We start from the raw sequence: 17876 nt of genomic DNA on the forward strand, positions 1-17876 counted from the left end.
TCCGGCAGGCCGTACGCGGGACGAACCGACGCCCTTCCACCCCCCGGCAGGGTTCCGGCAAAGTCGGTTTGTGCTGTTCAGGCTGTGATTCCGAAGAGTTGGAGTGGTCGTTCGGGGTTGCGGGCGGTGTGGCGTAGTGCTTTGGCGATGTTGGTGGCGCCTTGGTGTCGGTGGGCGTTGATGGCGAGGTTGCGCAGGCTAGCCATGACGCGGGGTGCGTTGCCGGTGCGGATGCGGGAGGCGTCCTCGGTGTAGGTGACGTCGCGGACCCAGTGGAGTCTGTTCTCGATGTGCCAGTGCTGTCGTAGGTGGGCGGCGATGCGGTCGGGTGTGGCGTCGGGGCCGGTGAGGCTGGTGACGCCCAGTTCGGCGTAGGCGCTGCGGGTGCCGGTGGCGTGGTGGTGGGTGTAGCGCTCGACCAGGAAGGCGTGGGCGGCGTGCGGGAAGTCGACCACCGCCCGGTCGTGGCCGCCCACGGGCATGACCCGGATGGTGCGGCGTTCGGTGCGGCCGTGGCCGCGGTCGAGGGTCTCCAGCGCCGGGATCTCGTGCCAGGGCAGGGTGTCCAGTTGCGGGAACACCCTGCTCCACCCGGTTTTGACGGTCAGCACGAAGTGGGCGCCTCGCGTGTGCAGGTAGTCGGCGTTGGCGCGGGTGGTGTGCAGGGCGTCGGCGGTGACCACCACCCCGGCCAGGTCCAGGGTGTCCAGCAGCGGGGCGAACGCGGCCGGCTCCCCGCCTCCGCCGGGCGAGGCCTGGCGTTGCGCGAGCACGATGCCGTCGTCGTGGCGCAGCGCCGCCACCAGCTGCACCCCGCTGCCGCCTTCGCGCGGATAGGTGCCGGCCAGCGACTTGCCGTCCACCGCCACCACCACCGGCCCGTCGGGTTCGCGTGCGGGTTCGCGTCGGGCGGTCCAGGCCGAGACCGCGGCGTCCACCGCGTCACCGTCCACCCGCGACAACACCCTCCGGATCGTGGACTCCCCCGGCGCCACCCACCGGCCGCCGCGCGGGTCCACCCGCACCCCCAAACGGGCCAGCAACGCCTGCGGCGCATCCGCCGCCCACTCCCCGATCGCCGCGAACGACCTCGCCCCGGCCGCCACCGCCGCCGCGGCCACCACCAGCACCGACACCAGCGAATGCCGCACACCACGAGGGTCACGCGGGTCCGGCACCGCCTCCAGAAACCCCCGCAGATCCGGCACCTCGTCCACCGGAACCGACCCCAACCCGACCACCACATCCGGGATCGGGCACGATAAACCAGCGGGCACGACACCTCACCCGATCATGGGACCTAGACACTCACATGATCAACCAGGCGTCGTGCCCGACCCACACCGGGGCACACCAGCCACAACGACTTTGCCGGAACCCTGCCACCCCCCGGGGGCCTGCCGCGCGGCGAGCGCCGCTTGTAGCTTTTGATCTTTCAAGCTTTTGATCTTGAGAGCGCGGAGCGCGTCCGCTTGAGAGCGCGCAGCGCGGCTTCTAGAGCGCGGAGCGCGTTCCTCCTCCAGTAGCGCGGAGCGCGTTGCGTCTACACGCGCGAAGCGTGGATTTGAGCAGGTGAGCGCCGGTTTAAAGATTAGAAGCGCCTCGCCGGCGGGCGAGCCGCCAAGGATGACACAACTGCAAGAGCGGGGCTTCTTGCTTGTGTCATCCCCGCATGGCCCGGCAAAGCCGACCACAGATTTCCCGGGTGCCGCTAAAAACTTTTGCTCGTTCCTCGCAAAACTTTTCGGCTGCACCCGGGAAATCTGTGGTAGCCCTTCGGGCGGGCCATACGGGGATGACACAAGCAAGAAGCCCGGGTTGGGGTGTGTGCCCCGGCGGCACTGCCCGACGGCGCTGCGCGCCCAAAGCAGGCGCTACGCGCCTGAAGCGTGCGCTGCGCGCCTGAAGCGTGCGCTGCGCGGAAGAGCGAGGCGCTGTGAGTGGGTGGAGTGGGTCACGAGGACATGAAGTCGATGAACATGTCCATGGCGGCCGTCACTGCCTCGACGTCGTCGGTCGCGACCAGGTCCAGCAGGAGGCCTCGGGTGACCGCCAGGCCCAGTCTGGCGCGGACCTCGGCTTGCTCGGGTGGGTAGCCGCGGGCGCGTTCGAACTCGGCGATCGGCTCGACCCAGGACTCGACGATGCCGTCCATCAGGGCGGTCGTGCCTTTCCGGCCTTGAGCGGCTTGGCCGTACAGTTCGAAGAAGAGGCGTTCGTGGGCCCGTAGGGCCGGGTCGGTCAGGGCGCGCCAGAACTGGCGGGCCAGGTCGGCGTGGTCGGTGGCCTTCAGGGAGGACAGCAAGGCGCGCTGGTTCGCCTCCACCGCCCGCACCACTTCGACCAGCAGGCCCTCCTTCGACCCGAAGTGGTAGATGAGCATTCGATGGCTGGTGTTCACAGCGGCGGCGATCTGGCGGAGACTGAGGTCGCCCAGGCCGTGTCGGGACAGGTGGTCGACGACCTGGTCGAGCAGACGGGTTCTGGCCTCTTGTTCACCCATGTACCAGATGGTACATGTACCACATGGTACAGAGAGTGGACGTCACCGTGCACAGCGCCGCACCGCCGGCGCGGGTGTACCGGTTCGCGGCGGACAGTTCGACCTGGCCGGACTGGTCCCCCGTGCTGCGCTACGAGCGCGAGAAGGCGGGCGACTCGCACGGCGTGGGCGAGGTGCGGGTGTTTCACAACCGCGGCAGGAGGAACCCCACGCGCGAGGAGGTGGTCGAACTCACGCCGAACCGCAGGGTCGGCTACGTCTTGCTGTCCGGCCTGGCCATCCGCGACTACCGGGCCTTCATCGACCTGGAGCCCGAGGGGGAAGGCACCCGCATCCGCTGGCACTCGTCGTTCCACCCCAAGGTGCCCGGCACCGGGTGGCTCTACCGACGCGTGTTGCGACTGGTGATCACCCAGTACGCCAAGGGGTTGGCCGCGCACGCCGAGAACTGAGGTTTTCCACACCCCGGTGTGCGGTCCGCCTCATGGCCGGGGACCCCCGTGCGTCCATAGCGTGAGGATCATGGATGTCAAGTGGGTCATCGACCTGATGGAGTCGTTCGGCGCGCCGGGCGCGGGCCTGGCGATCGCGCTGGAGAACCTGTTCCCGCCGCTGCCCAGCGAGGTGTTCCTGCCGCTGGCCGGGTTCACCGCGTCCCGCGGCGGCATGAGCCTGCTGGCCGCGATCCTGTGGACCACGGCCGGCTCGGTGGCGGGCGCGCTGGTGCTGTACTACGTGGGCGCGCTGCTCGGGCGGGACCGGGTGCGGCGGATCGCGGAGAAGATGCCGCTGGTCAAGGTCTCCGACGTGGACAAGACCGAGGACTGGTTCCGCCGGCACGGCCGCGCCACGGTGTTCTTCGGCCGGATGGTCCCGATCTTCCGCAGCCTGATCTCCATCCCCGCCGGGGTGGAACGCATGCCGCTGCCCACCTTCCTCGTGTTCACCGCCGCGGGCAGCGCGATCTGGAACACCGCCCTCATCCTCGCCGGCTACGCGCTGGGCGAGAACTGGCACCTGGTGGAGCGCTACACGGGCATCGCGTCCAAGGTCGTGGTCGGCGTCGTCGTGCTGGCCGTGGTGTGGTTCGTGGTGTCGCGGCTGGTCAACCGCCAGAAGGTTCAGGAACGCAGGTAGCGCAGGATCGCCAGCACCCGCCGGCTGTAACCGTCCACGTCGGACAGCCGCAGCTTGTCGAAGATCGAGTTCACGTGCTTCTCCACGGCGCTGCGCGAGACGTGCAGCTTCGCCGCGATCGCGTTGTTGGTGTGCCCCTCGGCCATGTGCGCCGGCACCTCCCGCTCCCGCTCGGTGAGCACGTCCAGCGGGTGCCCGGTGCGCGCGAGCAGGCGGCGCACCACCTCCGGGTCGAACGCGGCGCCGCCCGCGCCGACCCGGCGCAGCGCGTCGAGGAACTCCTCCACCTGCACGACCCGGTCCTTCAGCAGGTAGCCGACGCCGCCGGCGTGCTCACCGAACAGGTCGGAGGCGTAGCGCTGCTCCACGTACTGCGACAGCACGAGCACGCCCACGTCCGGCAGGTCGCGCCGGATCTCCAGGGCCGCTTTGAGGCCTTCGTCGGTGTGCGTGGGCGGCATCCGGACGTCGGTGACCACCACGTCCGGCCGGTGCGCGGCGACGGCCTTGAGCAGGGCCTCCGCGTCGCCGACCGAGGCCACGACCTCGTGGCCCTCCTCCGCCAGCAGCCGTGCCAGGCCCTCGCGCAGCAGCGTCGAGTCCTCGGCCAGGATCACCCGCACGGGACCTCCGCGGTGATCACGGTCGGGCCGCCGACCGGGCTGTGCACGGCGAACGTCCCGTCCAGCGCCAGCACCCGCCGGGACAGGCCCGCGAGGCCGCCGCCCGCCGGGTCCGCGCCCCCGCCGCCGTCGTCCTCGACCCGCACCCGCACGGCGCGCTCGTCGTCGGTGATGTCCACGCGGATCATCGTCGCACCCGAGTGCTTGACCGCGTTCGTCACCGCCTCCGACACCACGAAGTACACCGCCGTCTCCACCTCCGGCCCGGTCCGGAACCGTCCACAGTGGATCCGCACCGGGATGGACGACCGGTCCGCCACCGCCTCCAGCGCCTCGGCCAAACCCAGGGCGTCCAGCGCGGCCGGGTACACCCGCCAGGCGACCTCGCGCAGGTCCTCCAGCACGTGCTGGGACTCCTCGTGGGCCTGCCGCAGCAGGTCGTCGGCGTGGTCGGGGTGCCGGCGCGCGCGGCCCAGCAGCATCCCCAGCGCCACCAGCCGCTGCTGGACGCCGTCGTGCAGGTCGCGCTCGATCCGCCGGCGCTCGGCGTCCACCGCCGCCACGATGCCCGCCCGGCTCAGCGACAGCTCCTCGATGCGCCGGCGCAGCAGCTCGGCCTCGCTGGGCCCGAGGTAGCGGCGCGCCACGCCGCGCTCCAGCGCCACCACCCCGCGGATGCCCTGGACCTCGATGTAGAGCAGCACGCCGCCGACCAGCGCCGTCCAGAGCGTGGCGGCCACGTCGTCCCGCAACTCGATGCCGTCCAAGCCGTTGCGCACGATCCGCACGCCGGCGATCACCCCTAGGGCGATGCCGTAGAACAGCCACGCCGGCACGACCCCGCCGAACAGCCCGACCGGGGCGCGCACGGCCAGGTACTTCACCGCCTGCGGCCGGGTCGGCGCGGCGCTGTCGATCTCCAGGAATCGCCGCAGCCGCCACCGCTCCAGGTCGGCGTACCGGGTCGCCACCGGGCGCGCGAACACCACCACCAGCAGACCGCCGATCCCGGTCGCGAACCCGAGCAGCAGTCCGGCGACGACGCGCACCCCCCGAAGCACGTGGTCGAGGTTGGACGACCCGAACGTCGGATTGGCAGCGCTCGGCGGGCCGCTGAAGGATCATCCGATGCGGTCGATCGCGCGGGTCGGGGCGGGGCAGGCGGGGATCGTGTTGTCGGCGGCGCTGGTCGCGGCCGGGTGGCGGGTCACGCTGTGCTCGGACCTCACCGCCGACGAGTACCTGGAGACGCCCGGGCGGCCCACCGCGTGCCTGTTCGGCGACCAGGTGGCCTGCGAAGCCGAACTGGGGCTGGACTTCTGGCCCGAGGCCCCGCGCGCGCACCGCATCCGCCTGGACCTGCACGAGGACGGCGGGTCGGTGCTGTTCTCCGTCGACGCGCCGTTGCGGGGGCCGGCGCTGGCCGTGGACCAGCGGTTGAAGTTCGCGTTCGGGCTGCGGGAGTTGGCGCGGCGCGGGGTGCGGGTGGTGACCGGTTCGGTGTCGACGGGTGACCTGGACTCGTTGGCCGCGACGCACGACCTGGTCGTGGTGACGGTGGGGCACAAGGCTTTCACCGGGTTGTTCGCGCGTGACGACGCCCGCAGCACGCACTCGTCGGCGCAGCGGCAGCTCCTGATGGTGAACGTGCACGGGTACGACCTGGGGGCTTATCCGGAGCACCGGGACATCGTGTTCACGTTGGTGCCCGGGACGGTGGAGGTGTTCTGGGTCCCGTTCTGGGACAAGGACGTCGGCGAGTCGCGGTCGATCCTGGTGGAGGCGGTGCCGGGCGGGCGCGCGGACCGGTTCCGGGATGTGACGTCGGCGTCCGAGGGGCTGGCGGCCTTGCGGTCGCTGGTGGACGAGTTCTTCCCCGTGCGGTCGGACTTCCTGGCCGGTGCCGCGCCGACTTCGGCCTGGCTCAAGGGTGCCGTGACGCCGGTGGTGCGGGACCCGGTCGCGGTGCTGCCGTCGGGTCGGCACGTGCTGGGGTTGGGTGACGCGGTGGTGCTCAACGACCCGCTGGCCGGGCAGGGTGCGAACAACGCGACCCGGATGGCCCGGTTCTTCGCGGCCCGGCTGGACTCCTACGACGGGACGGCCGAGTGGCTGCGGGCGCGGTTCGACCAGTGGTGGGAGACCGGGCGGTACGCCAACGCGTTCACCGACGGGATGCTCGCGCCGTTGAGGTCCTACCAGAAGGCGGTGCTGCTGGCGGCGTCGCGGGACCCGGTGATCGGGGAGCGGGTGTGGGAGGGGTTCAACGACCCGTCGTCGCTGTTCCCGTGGTTCTTCGACGCGCCGGCCGCGTGGGCTTACCTGGGGACGCGCGGGGTCGGGCGGTGGGACGTGCTGCGGTTGAAGGCGGCGGTGGCCCGCAAGGTGTTGGCGCGCAAGGTTTTCAGGCGGCCAGCTCCCGCGTGAGCAGGTCCTTGAGGCTCTTGGCGGCGGCCCGGCCGGCCCGCGTCGCGCCGACCGTGCTGGCCGAGGGGCCGTAGCCGACGAGGTGGATGCGGGGGTCGCCGACGACTTCCGTGCCGTCGAGCTTGATCCCGCCGCCGGGGCCGCGCAGGCCGAGCGGGGCGAGGTGGTCGAGGGCGGCGCGGAAACCGGTGGCCCACAGGATGGCGTCGGCTTCTTGTGTGGTGCCGTCCGGCCGGACGACGCCGTTCTCTGTGATGCGGGCGAACATCGGCTTCCGGTCGAGCGTGTGGTCTTCGAGTGCTTGGCGGACCTGCGGGGTGAGGCTCAACCCGGTGACGCTGACCACGCTGCGCGGCGGCAGCCCATTGCGGACGCGTTCCTCGACGAGTGCGACGGCGGCCCGACCGACTTCGGGGGTGAAGGGTTCGTCGCGGAAGACCGGTTCGCGCCGGGTGACCCAGGTGGTGGTGGCCACGGTCGCGATCTCCAACAGCTGCTGAACCGCACTCGTGCCGCCGCCGACCACGATCACCCGCTTGCCCGCGAACTCTTCGGGTCCCTTGTACTGCGAGGAGTGCAGTTGGCGGCCCTTGAAGAGTTCCTGGCCGGGGTAGCGGGGCCAGAAGGGGCGGGTCCAGGTGCCGGTGGCGTTGACCAGGGCTTTGGTCAGCCAGTCACCTTTGTCGGTCTCGACTTTGAGGAGGTCGCCTTCGTTGCGGACGGCGTGGACGTGGACCGGGCGGCGGACGTCGATGCCGTTGCGCTGCTCGAAGTCGGCGAAGTAGGCGGGGAGGACTTCGTTGGCGGGCGCGGTGGGGTCCGGTTCGGCGAACGGCATCCCGGGCAGGTCGTGGATCCCGTGCACGGTGGCCATCCGCAACGTCGGCCACCGGTGCCGCCACGCCCCTCCCGGCCCTTCGTCCGCGTCCAGCACGACGTGCTCAAGCCCGGCCCGCTTGAGGAAGTAGGCCGCCGACAGACCTGCCTGACCAGCACCGATGACGACCACGTCCATGACCCGATCAACGTCCGACGAGCAAGCGCGCTTCCCCGGTGTGACGGACGAGTCAACGACCGAACACACGGTCCACCGGGCACACCCGCCGTCCTCTCGCCCTGAGCACTGGGTCACAGTCGGAAGGCATTCGGGGGGACCGGTGTTGGTGCCGGTATGAGCCGACTTCGTGACATCCCGCTGTCCGTGCTCGACCTCGCCCCGGTCACGACCGCCACGGACGCGCGGACGGCGCTGCGCCACACCCGCGAGCTGGCGCAGCGCGTCGAAGCCCTCGGCTACCACCGGTTCTGGCTGGCCGAGCACCACAACATGCCCGGCATCGCCAGTTCCTCCCCCACGATCCTCATCGGCCACGTCGCCGACGCCACCACCACCCTGCGCGTCGGCTCCGGCGGCGTGATGCTGCCCAACCACCCGCCGCTGGTCGTGGCCGAGCAGTTCGGCACGCTCGGCGCGCTGCACCCGGACCGGATCGACCTCGGCATCGGGCGCGCGCCGGGCACGGACCAGAAGACCGCGCAGGCGTTGCGACGGACGAGCGGGCCGTTGTCGGTGGACGACTTCCCGCAGCAGCTCAGCGAGCTGATCGGGTACTTCGACGGCACCGAGGACCTCAAGGCCATGCCCGCCGAGGGCAACAAGCCGGACGTGTGGCTGCTCGGGTCCAGCGGCTACAGCGCGCAGGTCGCGGGGGCGCTCGGGCTGCCGTTCGCGTTCGCACACCACTTCAGCGCCGAGAACACCCTCCCCGCCCTCGCGCTCTACCGGCAGCGGTTCCGCCCCTCCGAGGTGCTCAGCGAGCCGTACGCGATGGTCTGCGCGTCGGTCATCGTCGCCGACTCGGCGGAGCACGCCCGGTACATCTCGGGCCCCGGCGCGCTGGCGTTCCTGCGGCTGCGCTCGGGCCGACCCGAACCGCTCGCCACCAACGCCGAGGCCGCCGACTACGCGTACACCGACCTGGACCGGCTGATCGTGGAGGACCGCCTGTCCACGCAGGTCATCGGCGACCCGAAGCAGGTCAGCGCGCAGCTGGAGCAACTGCTGGAGGACACGGCGGCCGACGAGCTGATGGTCACCACGATGGTCGCCGAGCAGTCCGACCGCCTGCGCTCCTACGAGCTGCTGGCCGAACTCGCAGGAATCTCACGTTCACCCGAACGAGTGAAGACTGAAGTCGAGGTGTAGCAGAGAGCCGAAGGGCAGCGATCATTGGAGTGAGCGCGCACGCCCCCCGACGCGCTCTCCAACTCCCGGGCCCCGCGCCCGGAGCACGACCGCCGCCGCGGTCCGCGTGGGTGGCGCCGCACCAATTGTGGCGCTGCCCACGCGGGCGGACACGCGGCATCACGGCTTGGCCACAGGCAGGCACCAGGTCCGCTTCAAGCCCCCTCATCCGCCCCCGAGCGCCCCGACACCCCGTCATGGTGGTGGGAGTCGCTGCTAGCCCACCGCCGGGGCGGGAAGGGGAGGTTCGTGAGATTCGCCAGACTGGCCGCCGGCCTGTGCCTGGCGGGGGCCTTGGCGGGATGTGCGGACCCCTCCGGGCTCGCCGACGCCGTCCCCGAGCCGACCTCCTCCTCCGCGAACCAGGACCCGGCGCCCCCCGCCTCGACGTTCACCGCCTTCGGCGCCCAACGGGTGTGGGGCAACGGCCTGTCGATCACCGTCTCCCCGCCCAAGTCGCTCAAGCCCAGCGACACCTCGTTCCCCAAGTCCCCGCGCACGGCCGTGTTCGTGGTGACCCTGGTCAACGGCACCGGCACCCCTTACCGGACCGGCCAGCTCGCCGTCCGGGCGACCGTCGGCGGCACCCCGGTCCCCGAGGTCCTGGACACCGTGCAAGGCCTCAACGGCCTCTCCGCGGCGGTCACCGAGGTGGCCCCCGGCGCGGACACCAAGCTGACCTTGGCCTTCGCCGTCCCCGAAGGACCCGTGCGGCTGCAACTCGTGGTCGAGCCCAACGGGGCGAACCAAGAGCCCAACGCGACCTTCGAAGGCCTCGCCTAGACCCGGGCGTCCCGCGCAGCACCTGTAGCGTCTGCGGCATGACCGAGCAGAAGCGCCTGTCCCCCGGCGACCAGGCCCCGGCGTTCACCCTGCCCGACAGCGAGGGCAAGCCCGTCTCGCTCTCCGACTACCTCGGCCGGTCGGTGGTCGTGTACTTCTACCCGGCCGCGGGCACGCCCGGGTGCACCAAGCAGGCGTGCGACTTCCGGGACAGCATCGGCGACCTCGCGCAGGCCGGTTACGACGTCGTCGGCATCTCCCCCGACAAGCCGGAGAAACTGGCCAAGTTCGCCGCGGCCGAGGGCGTGAACTTCCCGCTGCTGTCCGACCCGGAGCGCAAGGTGCTCGCCGAGTGGGGCGCGTTCGGGGAGAAGCAGAACTACGGCAAGACGGTCATGGGCGTGATCCGCTCGACCTTCCTCGTCGACCCCGAGGGCAAGGTCGTCAAGGCCATGTACAACGTCCGCGCCACCGGCCACGTCGCCAAGCTGCTGCGCGAACTCCCCGCCTGACGAGGGCCGCCGAACGGGGGCCGCCGGGTACACTGGGGTCCGAGGACAGGCCACAAGGGCCGCTCAGACCTCTCGTAAGGGTGATAACCGTGTGTCGCGCGACGACACCCGACGCCCCCCGTTCCAAGTTCGTCCTCCGGGTCCACTTCCCCACTCGCGGCGGTTGACGCGGGCGTTCCACCACGCCCTCACACAACCGAAACCACCGCTCGGGACACCCGACATGTTGAAGTGGATCCTGCTCACCGTCGCCATCGGCTTCGAGGTCTTCGCCACGCTGTGCCTGAAGGCCTCCGACGGCTTCACCAAGACCCTCCCCACCCTCGGTCTGATCACCGGCTACGCCGCCGCCTTCTACCTGGAGTCCCAGGTGATCCGGCTCGGCCTGCCGGTCGCGACGACCTACGCGGTGTGGGCGGGCGCCGGCATCGCGCTGGTCGCCGTCATGGGCCGCGTGCTGTTCGCCGACCCCATCAGCCCGGCCGTGCTCGCGGGCATGGCCCTGATCGCCGTGGGGGTGGGCGTCGTGTCGACCGCCGCCGCCACGTGACCCACTAACCTGGTCCGCGGGACCAGGGGAGGGGCCATCACCCGACCGGAGGCCGCGGCCGGGAAGATCGGCCAGGCGGTGGCGCAGCACGCCGCCAAGTCCTGGCGGGAACGCCGCCGCAAGAAGCACGAGCGCACCGCCACGCTGGCGCAGCTCGCCGCCGAGGAGCTGTCTTCGACCCGGCACCGCGCCCGCCTGGAGCACCTGGTGGAGGGCATCGGCCACCAGGTCGGCGACCAGCTGGAACCGTTGCTGGCGGCCAAGTTCCGGCAAGACGACCCTGCTGGACTGGCTCGCCGTGACCGCCGCCCGGCCGCCGCCGACCAGCGGTGGCCGGCCGACGAGGGTTTCGGCTCGGTGGTGCTGGACCAGATGAACCCCAACGACGTCCGCACCTTCCTGCGCCGTCGGCACGAGGCCGCGCGGGACGCCGACTCCCTGCCGTGCGCGCCGGAGGACCTGCCGGAGGCAGAGCGCAGGTTGTTGCGCCAGTTGGGGAACCGGCCGCACCTGCGGGCGCTGACCGCGAGCCCGTTGCTGTGCGCGTTGAACCTGGGGCGGGCGTCCGAGCTTCCGCAGAGCCGGATGGAGCTGTACCGGGCGGCTGGTCCCGGCGTCAAGATCACGTACCGGCGTTGAGCTTGCGCAACTCCGGGAGCAGCAGGCGCAGGGCACGGCCCCGGTGGGAGAGCTTGTCCTTCTCCTCCGGGGTCAGCTCGGCCGACGTCACCTCGCGCCCCTCCGGCCGGAAGATCGGGTCGTAGCCGAAACCGTTGGTACCGCGCGGTTCCCGCGTGATCTCGCCGCGCCACTCGCCGCGCACCACGGTCTCCAGGCCGCCCGGGCCGACCAGCGCCGCCGTGCACACGAACGCCGCGCCGCGCCGCTCGTCGGGGACGTCCCTCAACTGCCCGAGCACCAGTTCCAGGTTGGCCAGGTCGTCGCCGTGCCTGCCGGACCAGCGGGCGGACAGCACGCCGGGCATCCCGTTGAGCGCGTCGATCGCGATGCCCGAGTCGTCGGCGACGGACGGCAGGCCGGTGGCGTTGAAGGCGTCCCGGGCCTTGAGGAGGGCGTTGCCCTCGAACGTCGGCTCGGTCTCCGGCGCCTCCGGGAACTCCGGCACGTCGGACAACCCCACCACCTCGATGCCCTCCAGGCCCTCGAAGGCCAGGATGCGGCGCAGTTCGCCGAGCTTCTTGGCGTTGCGGGACGCCAGCAGGAGCTTCACTTCTTCTTGCCCTTCGGCTCGGGCAGCACGCCGGGGTAGGGCAGGGCCAGCGCCTGCGACTGGATGCGGTTCAGCTCGGCGCAGCCCTGCAGCGCCAGGTCCAGCATCTTGTCCAGAGTGGACCGGGCGAAGGTCGCGCCCTCGCCGGTGCCCTGGATCTCGATCAGCGTGCCCGCGTCGGTGGCGACGACGTTCATATCGACCTCCGCCCGCGAGTCCTCCTCGTAGGGCAGGTCCAGCCGGACCCGGCCGTCCACCACGCCCACCGACACCGCCGACACCGCGCACGACAGCGGCTGCGGGTCGGCCAGCCGGCCCGCCGCCCCCAACCAGGTGACGGCGTCGGCCAGCGCGACGTACGCGCCGGTGATGGCGGCGGTCCGGGTGCCGCCGTCGGCCTGGATGACGTCGCAGTCGATGACGATGGTGTTCTCGCCCAGCGCCGCCAGGTCGATGCACGCCCGCAGGGACCGGCCGATCAGCCGGGAGATCTCGTGCGTGCGACCGCCGATGCGGCCCTTCACCGACTCGCGGTCGCTGCGGCTGTGGGTCGCGGACGGGAGCATGGCGTACTCGGCCGTCACCCAGCCAAGGCCCGAACCCGACCTCCACCGGGGGACGCCCTCGGTCACGCTCGCCGCGCACAGCACCCGCGTGTTGCCGAACTCGATCAGGACCGAACCCGCGGGCCACTGCTGGTAGCCCCGCGTGATCCGGATGTCGCGCAGCACGTCGTCGTTCCTGCCATCGGTCCTCAGCACGGCACTACCCTAAGGCGCTGAACCCGGGAACGTCCCACTGGCGTAGGGAGAGGCATGGCACTCGCAGACGACCTGGTGACGATCTTCGGTCTGCCCGCGCACCCGCTGCTGGTCCACGCGGTCGTGGTGCTCCTGCCGCTGGCCGCGGTGGCCGCCGCGGCGCTGGCCGTGGTGCCCCGCTGGCGGCAGCGCTACGCGTGGCCGCTGCTCGGCGTCACGGTGCTCGGCGTCGGCGCGGTCCTGCCCGCGCAGAAGGCGGGCGAGCAGTTGGAGGCCCGGCTGGCGAACCTGGAGAACCCGCTCATCCAGCGGCACGCCGAGCTGGGCAACGACCTGCTGCCGTTCGCGCTCGGGTTCTTCGTGGTGGTGGTGGCCCTGCTGGTCGCGGGGCGGCTGGCGGACCGCGAACGGGCCGCGGCGGCGGACGACACGAACGTGCCCAAGACGTGGCGGCGGATCTCGGTGGTGGTGGCCGTCCTGGTCATCGCCGCAGGAACGGCCGCGACCGTCCAAACCGTTCGCATCGGCCACAGCGGCTCGACGGCCGTGTGGACGGGAGTCGGGCAGTAGTTAACGCTCGACCCAGGCTTTCAGGTTGGTGAGGTGGGCTCGCCAGCCCTCGCGGTGTGCCTCGACCACTTCCGCGAGCAGGGACGCCCAGCCGGTGTGGCGCACGCGGACCAAGGTGCCGCCGGGCACCGGGGTCAGGGTCACCTCGACCTCGGTGTGCGTGGGCCAGTCCTCGTCCGCCCACGTCAACGCCAGCCGCTTCGGTTCCTCGCGGCCGACGACCTGGCCGGAGGTGACCTTGCGGGTGCCGTCGGAGTCGGTCCAGCGCTCCTCGAAGGAGGTCGCCGACAGCCGCATGTGCGGCCACCAGCCCTCCGGGGACACCAGCGCCCGCCACACGTCGGACGGTGGCGCGGCGATCGTGACCGACTCGTCGATCACGGCAGGTGCAGCGGCGTCGGCGGGGTCTTCTTCAGCGTCCGGGTGACCGTGCACAGCTGGTCGATCGCCCGCCGCACCGCGACTTCCAGCGCCGCGCGCTGCTGTTCGTCCAACCGCGACACGTCGTAGTCCAGGGTCACCGGCACTTCGTCCAGTTCGTGCGCGCCGGCGGGCCGCACGTCGTCCGCCCGCGCGGTCAGCTCGCCGCCCACCCGGCGCGTGACCAGGGTCTCGGCGGTCACGATCGCGCACCCCGCCGCGGCGGCCAGCAGCAGCTCGACGGGCGTGAACGCGCCCTCCGCGCCCGACCGGCCGACGCGCACCGAGGCGCCCCGGTCGTTCGTGGCCACGAAATCGTGCTGTCCGACCCGGCGCACCTCGACGTTCGACACCCCACCGACGTTAGCCGATGCGGTCGGCGCCGGCCCTTGCGATCTTGCGCACCTCCAGCCGGCGATCAGGCGCTGCCGCCGATCCGCCGCACGACCGGCTCGTCGACCTCGTACTTCCCGCCCTGCCGCACGACTTCCACCGGTCCGGCGAACTCCGCCCGCGCCTCGGCCAGCACGGCGTCCGGATCGGTCCAGGGCGCGATGTGGGTCAGCAGCAACCGGCCGACACCGGCGTCCGTGGCGAGGCGGCCCGCATCGGTCCCGGACAGGTGCACGCCGGGCGGGCGGTCGTCGGCGTGGGTCCAGGTCGCCTCGGACAGCAGCACGTCCGCGCCGTCGGCCAGCGAGCGCAGCGCGTCGCACGGCCCCGAGTCGCCGGTGAACGCCAGGACCGCGCCGGCCGTGGCGATGCGGAAGCCGTAGCACTCGCCGGGGTGGTCGACGCGGGCCGCGGTGATGGTGAACGGGCCGACGGTGGTCGGCCGCGCGGTCAGCGGGTGGAAGTCGAAGACGTCGGAGAGGTCGGCGGTGCGGAGTTCTTCGTCGCTCTCGGCGTAGGCGCGGGCGAAGCGGCGCGGCGCGTCGGACGGGGCGTGCACCGGCAGCCGGCGCGCGGACGTGTCGTGCGGCGGGTGGGTGTGGTAGCGGCGCATGACGGCCAGCGTGGTGAAGTCCGCGCAGTGGTCCGGGTGCAGGTGCGAGAACAGCAGCGCGTCCAGGGAGAACGGGTCGCAGTGCACCTGGAGCGCCGCGAGCACACCGTTGCCCAGGTCGATGGCCAGCCGGTAGCCGTCCGCCTCGACGAGGTAGCCGGATGCGGGGCCCTGTGGCCCCGGCAGGCTGCCCGAGCAGCCGAGGATGGTCAACAGCACCGTTGGAGAGTGCCAAATCATTCGTGGGGGTGGAAGGTGGCTCTTTCCAGGCCGGGCAGGAATCGGTGGGCGAGCCTGGTGAACTTGTCCACCGGGCCGGTGCTGGCGAACCGCAGGTCGGGCGGTCCGCTGCGGAAGAGGTCCCGCTCGTTGAGCACGCGGACCACGTCCTTCACCGTCTCCTCGGCGCTGGAGACGAGGCTCACCCCGTCACCCATGACGATCTGGATCACGCCGGTGAGCAGCGGGTAGTGCGTGCACCCCAGGACGACGGTGTCGACGTCGGCGCGCTGGAGCGGCTCCAGGTAGGCCTGCGCGAGGCCGAGGACCTGGCGGCCGGAGGTGGTGCCCTGCTCGACGAAGTCCACGAACCGCGGGCACGCGACCGCGGTGACGTCCAGGTCCCGGGCCGCGGCGAACGAGTCCTGGTAGGCGCCGGAGGTGATGGTGCTCTGCGTGCCGATCACGCCGACCCGGCCGGTGCGCGTGGTGGCGACCGCCCGCCGCACGGCCGGCAGCACCACCTCCACCACCGGGATGTCGTAGCGCTCGCGGGCGTCGCGCAGGCACGCCGACGACGCGGTGTTGCAGGCGATGACGAGCAGCTTGGCGCCGTCCTCGACGATCCGGTCGGCCACCTCCAGGGCGTTCTTGCGCACCTGGGCGATCGGCAGCGGCCCGTAGGGGCCGTTGGCGGTGTCGCCGACGTACCGGATGCTCTCCTGCGGCAACTGGTCCATGATCGCCCGCGCGACGGTCAGCCCGCCGACACCGGAGTCGAAGATCCCGATGGGCGCGTCCGCGGCGCTCACGCGACCGCCCGTTTCGCGTCGCGCGCCACGCCCCACGCCGCGAGGACCCCGCCGAGCGCGCCGAACAGGTGCCCCTCCCAGGAGATCCCCGGCTGGCCCGGCAGCACGCCCCACAGCACCGCGCCGTAGGCGGCGAACACGACGGCGGCCACCACGACCTGCCACGGCGACCGCACGAACAGGCCGCGCACCAGCAGGAACACCAGGAACCCGAACACCAGCCCGGACGCGCCGATGTGGCTGCCGTCCGCGCCGATGACCCACGTGCCCAGGCCCGCGGTCAGCCAGATGACGACGGTGACCTGGGCGAACTGCTTGATGCCGCCGGAGGTCGCCAGGAAGCCCAGGATCAGCAGCGGCACGGCGTTGCTGGTCAGGTGCTCCCAGCCGCCGTGCAGCAGCGGCGCCCAGATGATGTTGTCCCACTCGGTGAAGTCGCGCGGGATGACCCCGTCGTCGTCCAGCGCGCCGAACAACACGGTGTCCACCGCCTCGACCACGAACAGCAGCCCGACGAACCCCGCCACCACGACCGCCGAGAGCAGCGGTCTGGGCGGGATCACGCGCTGGGCGGGCGACTTCTGCGCCGCTGGGACCGGGTGCACACCTCCAGGCTACGTGCGTTCGGCGGCGTTGGGCGCGTCAGTCCTTCTCCGCCAGCATCACCAACCAGTCGCCGTGCGCCGCCGCCGGCAGCGCGCTGATCTCCACCGGCTGCCCCGGCGGCACGTTCGAGAGGTCGATGCCGGCGTAGTCGTGCCACGCGGTGAGCCAGTGGTCGTGGTGGCTGGTGTCGAGAACCGTGTCGCCGCCGACCACCACCCTCCGGTGGGCGATGCGCAACAGGCGCGGCGAAGCCCTCGCGACGAACTCCTCGGGTAATTCCACCGCTCCCCCGTCCGACGTCCTTGCCGGTACCACCAGTCGGCCGCGCCGGATGGTTGGCCGTCCTTTGGCTCGTCGTCTCCGACGCGGCCATCCGGGTGGAATCCCCGTCTCGACGGTGTAGCAAGTCACATCGATGCGGTCAGACGGGGCTCCGCCGACGCCTACGCTGGTCCGGTGTCGATCGACGTTGCGGTGCGGGCGGAAGCCGAACTGGGAGAAGGTCCGACGTGGGACCACGGCAGCGGCACCCTCCTGTGGGTCGACGTTCTCAGGAGTGAGGTCCACCGCTACTCCCCATCCCGCGACGAGGACGCGGTGCTCGACGTCCCCCAGCACGTGGGTGCCGCCAAGCCCCGCACCCGCGGCGGTCTGGTGCTGAACCTGCGCGACGGCATCGCGTTGGTGGACCCGGACGGCACCAAGACGTGGCTCGTCTACTGGGCCCGCGACGGCTACCGCGGCAATGACGCGGCCGTCGACCCGGCCGGGCGGCTGTGGGCCGGGACCATGCGCTACGACGAGGACCCGGGCGGTTGGCTGGTGCGGGTCGAGCCGAGCGGTGACGCGAAGGTGGTCGTGGACAACGTGCGCGTCAGCAACGGCATCGGCTGGAGCCCCGACGCGACAGCCATGTACTACGTGGATTCCGCCACCCGCCGCATCGACGTGCTGGACTACGACCGCGACTCCGGCAGCGCGGTCAACCGGCGGACGGTGGTGGAGGTGGACCGGGGGTTGCCGGACGGGTTGTGCGTCGATGCTTCCGGTGCGATCTGGGTGGCGCTGTGGGGTGGGTCGGCGGTGCGGCGGTACACGCCGGATGGCCGGTTGGACACGGAGATCGAGTTGCCGGTGGGGCAGCCGACTGCGTGTGCGTTCGGTGGGCCGGACTTGACCGATCTGTACGTGACGACGGCGCGGTCGGGGTTGTCGGGGGAGGCTCTGACCGAGTTGGCCGGTTCGGTGTTGGTCATCGGGGGCGCGGGCGAGGGCCAGATGTCCCACTCCTTCGCCGGCTGACGTCCCGGCTCAGGCCGGCGGACTCGGGTTCGACGTCACTGGCGGATCGCACCCGGCCCGAACACGCCTGCCCGACACCGACAAGCCGCACGCACTGGACTGGCTGCCGCCCCCGGTTCCATTATCTCACCGGGGTACGACAATCCCGATCTCAGCGCCCCCGGGGCTC

Annotated in this window: 23 protein-coding genes; 10 read left to right on the forward strand and 13 right to left on the reverse strand. The window is 71.6% G+C overall.

Annotated elements, in window-relative coordinates:
* Positions 1-77: 77 nt before the first annotated feature.
* Positions 78-1277: an ISAs1 family transposase gene (locus RIN75_RS23265; RefSeq protein ID WP_309114116.1), complete on the reverse strand. Its 1200-nt coding sequence runs from the start codon at positions 1275-1277 to the stop codon at positions 78-80.
* A gap of 677 nt (positions 1278-1954) precedes the next feature.
* Positions 1955-2503, reverse strand: coding sequence for a TetR/AcrR family transcriptional regulator (locus RIN75_RS23270; RefSeq protein WP_309114117.1), 549 nt, complete (start codon positions 2501-2503; stop codon positions 1955-1957).
* 23 nt (positions 2504-2526) lie between these two features.
* Here RIN75_RS23270 and RIN75_RS23275 point away from each other — a divergent pair, with 23 nt between their 5' ends.
* Together RIN75_RS23275 and RIN75_RS23280 are read left to right on the forward strand one after the other, a co-directional pair.
* Positions 2527-2955 carry an SRPBCC family protein gene (locus RIN75_RS23275; protein WP_309114118.1) on the forward strand — a complete coding sequence of 143 codons (429 nt, stop codon included), beginning with the start codon at positions 2527-2529 and terminating at the stop codon, positions 2953-2955.
* 70 nt (positions 2956-3025) lie between these two features.
* Entirely contained in the window at positions 3026-3640 is a 615-nt protein-coding gene (locus RIN75_RS23280) for a DedA family protein (RefSeq protein ID WP_309114119.1), read from the forward strand.
* Here the strand turns inward: RIN75_RS23280 and RIN75_RS23285 are convergent.
* Both RIN75_RS23285 and RIN75_RS23290 read right to left on the reverse strand, forming a co-directional pair.
* On the reverse strand, positions 3625-4263 hold the full coding sequence (locus tag RIN75_RS23285; RefSeq protein WP_309114120.1) for a response regulator transcription factor: 639 nt from the start codon (positions 4261-4263) through the stop codon (positions 3625-3627). The two genes, RIN75_RS23280 and RIN75_RS23285, sit on opposite strands and share 16 nt — an antisense overlap.
* The gene (locus RIN75_RS23290) at positions 4254-5324 is read right to left on the reverse strand and encodes a histidine kinase (protein WP_309114121.1); all 1071 of its coding nucleotides are present in this window, start codon (positions 5322-5324) and stop codon (positions 4254-4256) included. Before RIN75_RS23290 ends, RIN75_RS23285 begins: the two co-directional genes overlap by 10 nt.
* A 67-nt stretch (positions 5325-5391) precedes the next feature.
* On the opposite strand from RIN75_RS23290, the gene RIN75_RS23295 reads away from it, so the two are divergent.
* Positions 5392-6690, forward strand: a complete 1299-nt coding sequence (locus tag RIN75_RS23295) for a styrene monooxygenase/indole monooxygenase family protein (protein ID WP_309114122.1) — start codon at positions 5392-5394, stop codon at positions 6688-6690.
* Here RIN75_RS23295 and RIN75_RS23300 read toward each other — a convergent pair.
* Positions 6668-7705 (reverse strand): FAD-dependent oxidoreductase, encoded by a 1038-nt coding sequence (locus RIN75_RS23300; RefSeq protein WP_309114123.1) that lies wholly within the window; start codon positions 7703-7705, stop codon positions 6668-6670. The genes RIN75_RS23295 and RIN75_RS23300 overlap by 23 nt on opposite strands.
* 156 nt (positions 7706-7861) lie before the next feature.
* Here RIN75_RS23300 and RIN75_RS23305 point away from each other — a divergent pair, with 156 nt between their 5' ends.
* The 5 genes from RIN75_RS23305 (at position 7862) to RIN75_RS23325 (ending at position 11419) form a co-directional block, all read left to right on the forward strand.
* The gene (locus RIN75_RS23305) at positions 7862-8896 is read left to right on the forward strand and encodes an LLM class flavin-dependent oxidoreductase (protein WP_309114124.1); all 1035 of its coding nucleotides are present in this window, start codon (positions 7862-7864) and stop codon (positions 8894-8896) included.
* Positions 8897-9184: 288 nt separating this feature from the next.
* Positions 9185-9718, forward strand: coding sequence for a hypothetical protein (locus RIN75_RS23310; protein ID WP_309114125.1), 534 nt, complete (start codon positions 9185-9187; stop codon positions 9716-9718).
* 38 nt (positions 9719-9756) lie between these two features.
* Entirely contained in the window at positions 9757-10230 is a 474-nt protein-coding gene (gene bcp / locus RIN75_RS23315) for a thioredoxin-dependent thiol peroxidase (protein WP_309114126.1), read from the forward strand.
* 223 nt (positions 10231-10453) lie between these two features.
* Positions 10454-10780 carry a multidrug efflux SMR transporter gene (locus tag RIN75_RS23320; protein WP_309114127.1) on the forward strand — a complete coding sequence of 109 codons (327 nt, stop codon included), beginning with the start codon at positions 10454-10456 and terminating at the stop codon, positions 10778-10780.
* A gap of 66 nt (positions 10781-10846) precedes the next feature.
* Positions 10847-11419 carry a hypothetical protein gene (locus RIN75_RS23325; protein ID WP_375296009.1) on the forward strand — a complete coding sequence of 191 codons (573 nt, stop codon included), beginning with the start codon at positions 10847-10849 and terminating at the stop codon, positions 11417-11419.
* On the opposite strand, the gene rdgB is transcribed toward RIN75_RS23325, so the two are convergent.
* On the reverse strand, positions 11403-12011 hold the full coding sequence (gene rdgB / locus RIN75_RS23330; RefSeq protein ID WP_309114129.1) for an RdgB/HAM1 family non-canonical purine NTP pyrophosphatase: 609 nt from the start codon (positions 12009-12011) through the stop codon (positions 11403-11405). The genes RIN75_RS23325 and rdgB overlap by 17 nt on opposite strands.
* Positions 12008-12772 carry a ribonuclease PH gene (rph, locus tag RIN75_RS23335; protein WP_309114130.1) on the reverse strand — a complete coding sequence of 255 codons (765 nt, stop codon included), beginning with the start codon at positions 12770-12772 and terminating at the stop codon, positions 12008-12010. Before rph ends, rdgB begins: the two co-directional genes overlap by 4 nt.
* 54 nt (positions 12773-12826) lie before the next feature.
* Between rph and RIN75_RS23340 the strand changes: the two genes are divergently transcribed.
* Positions 12827-13342, forward strand: coding sequence for a DUF2231 domain-containing protein (locus tag RIN75_RS23340; RefSeq protein WP_309114131.1), 516 nt, complete (start codon positions 12827-12829; stop codon positions 13340-13342).
* Here the strand turns inward: RIN75_RS23340 and RIN75_RS23345 are convergent, their stop codons facing one another.
* From RIN75_RS23345 to RIN75_RS23370, 6 genes are all read right to left on the reverse strand, one after another.
* The gene (locus tag RIN75_RS23345; RefSeq protein WP_309114132.1) at positions 13343-13723 is read right to left on the reverse strand and encodes an SRPBCC domain-containing protein; all 381 of its coding nucleotides are present in this window, start codon (positions 13721-13723) and stop codon (positions 13343-13345) included. It lies immediately after the preceding gene.
* A complete protein-coding gene (locus RIN75_RS23350) occupies positions 13720-14115 on the reverse strand; it encodes an OsmC family protein (protein ID WP_309114133.1) in 396 nt (131 codons plus the stop codon). The genes RIN75_RS23345 and RIN75_RS23350 overlap by 4 nt, the downstream gene beginning before the upstream one ends.
* A gap of 65 nt (positions 14116-14180) precedes the next feature.
* Positions 14181-14987, reverse strand: coding sequence for an MBL fold metallo-hydrolase (locus RIN75_RS23355; protein ID WP_309114134.1), 807 nt, complete (start codon positions 14985-14987; stop codon positions 14181-14183).
* Positions 14988-15004: 17 nt separating this feature from the next.
* A complete protein-coding gene (gene murI, locus RIN75_RS23360) occupies positions 15005-15799 on the reverse strand; it encodes a glutamate racemase (protein WP_309114135.1) in 795 nt (264 codons plus the stop codon).
* A complete protein-coding gene (locus RIN75_RS23365; protein ID WP_309114136.1) occupies positions 15796-16404 on the reverse strand; it encodes a rhomboid family intramembrane serine protease in 609 nt (202 codons plus the stop codon). Before RIN75_RS23365 ends, murI begins: the two co-directional genes overlap by 4 nt.
* A gap of 37 nt (positions 16405-16441) precedes the next feature.
* Positions 16442-16687, reverse strand: coding sequence for a hypothetical protein (locus RIN75_RS23370; RefSeq protein WP_309114137.1), 246 nt, complete (start codon positions 16685-16687; stop codon positions 16442-16444).
* Between the two features lie 174 nt (positions 16688-16861).
* On the opposite strand from RIN75_RS23370, the gene RIN75_RS23375 reads away from it, so the two are divergent.
* Positions 16862-17707 (forward strand): SMP-30/gluconolactonase/LRE family protein, encoded by an 846-nt coding sequence (locus RIN75_RS23375; RefSeq protein WP_309114138.1) that lies wholly within the window; start codon positions 16862-16864, stop codon positions 17705-17707.
* The last annotated feature ends 169 nt before the right edge of the window (positions 17708-17876 follow it).

It is taken from the genome of Saccharothrix sp. (assembly GCF_031180885.1).
Classification (GTDB): Bacteria; Actinomycetota; Actinomycetes; order Mycobacteriales; family Pseudonocardiaceae; genus Actinosynnema.

Coding starts and splice junctions, on each gene's coding strand:
- RIN75_RS23340 (WP_309114131.1), top strand. CDS start 12,827: ATGGCACTCGCAGACGACCTGGTGACGATCTTCGGTCTGCCCGCGCAC.
- RIN75_RS23270 (WP_309114117.1), bottom strand. CDS start 2,503: ATGGGTGAACAAGAGGCCAGAACCCGTCTGCTCGACCAGGTCGTCGAC.
- RIN75_RS23295 (WP_309114122.1), top strand. CDS start 5,392: ATGCGGTCGATCGCGCGGGTCGGGGCGGGGCAGGCGGGGATCGTGTTG.
- bcp (WP_309114126.1), top strand. CDS start 9,757: ATGACCGAGCAGAAGCGCCTGTCCCCCGGCGACCAGGCCCCGGCGTTC.
- RIN75_RS23280 (WP_309114119.1), top strand. CDS start 3,026: ATGGATGTCAAGTGGGTCATCGACCTGATGGAGTCGTTCGGCGCGCCG.
- RIN75_RS23305 (WP_309114124.1), top strand. CDS start 7,862: ATGAGCCGACTTCGTGACATCCCGCTGTCCGTGCTCGACCTCGCCCCG.
- RIN75_RS23320 (WP_309114127.1), top strand. CDS start 10,454: ATGTTGAAGTGGATCCTGCTCACCGTCGCCATCGGCTTCGAGGTCTTC.
- RIN75_RS23300 (WP_309114123.1), bottom strand. CDS start 7,705: ATGGACGTGGTCGTCATCGGTGCTGGTCAGGCAGGTCTGTCGGCGGCC.
- RIN75_RS23275 (WP_309114118.1), top strand. CDS start 2,527: ATGGTACAGAGAGTGGACGTCACCGTGCACAGCGCCGCACCGCCGGCG.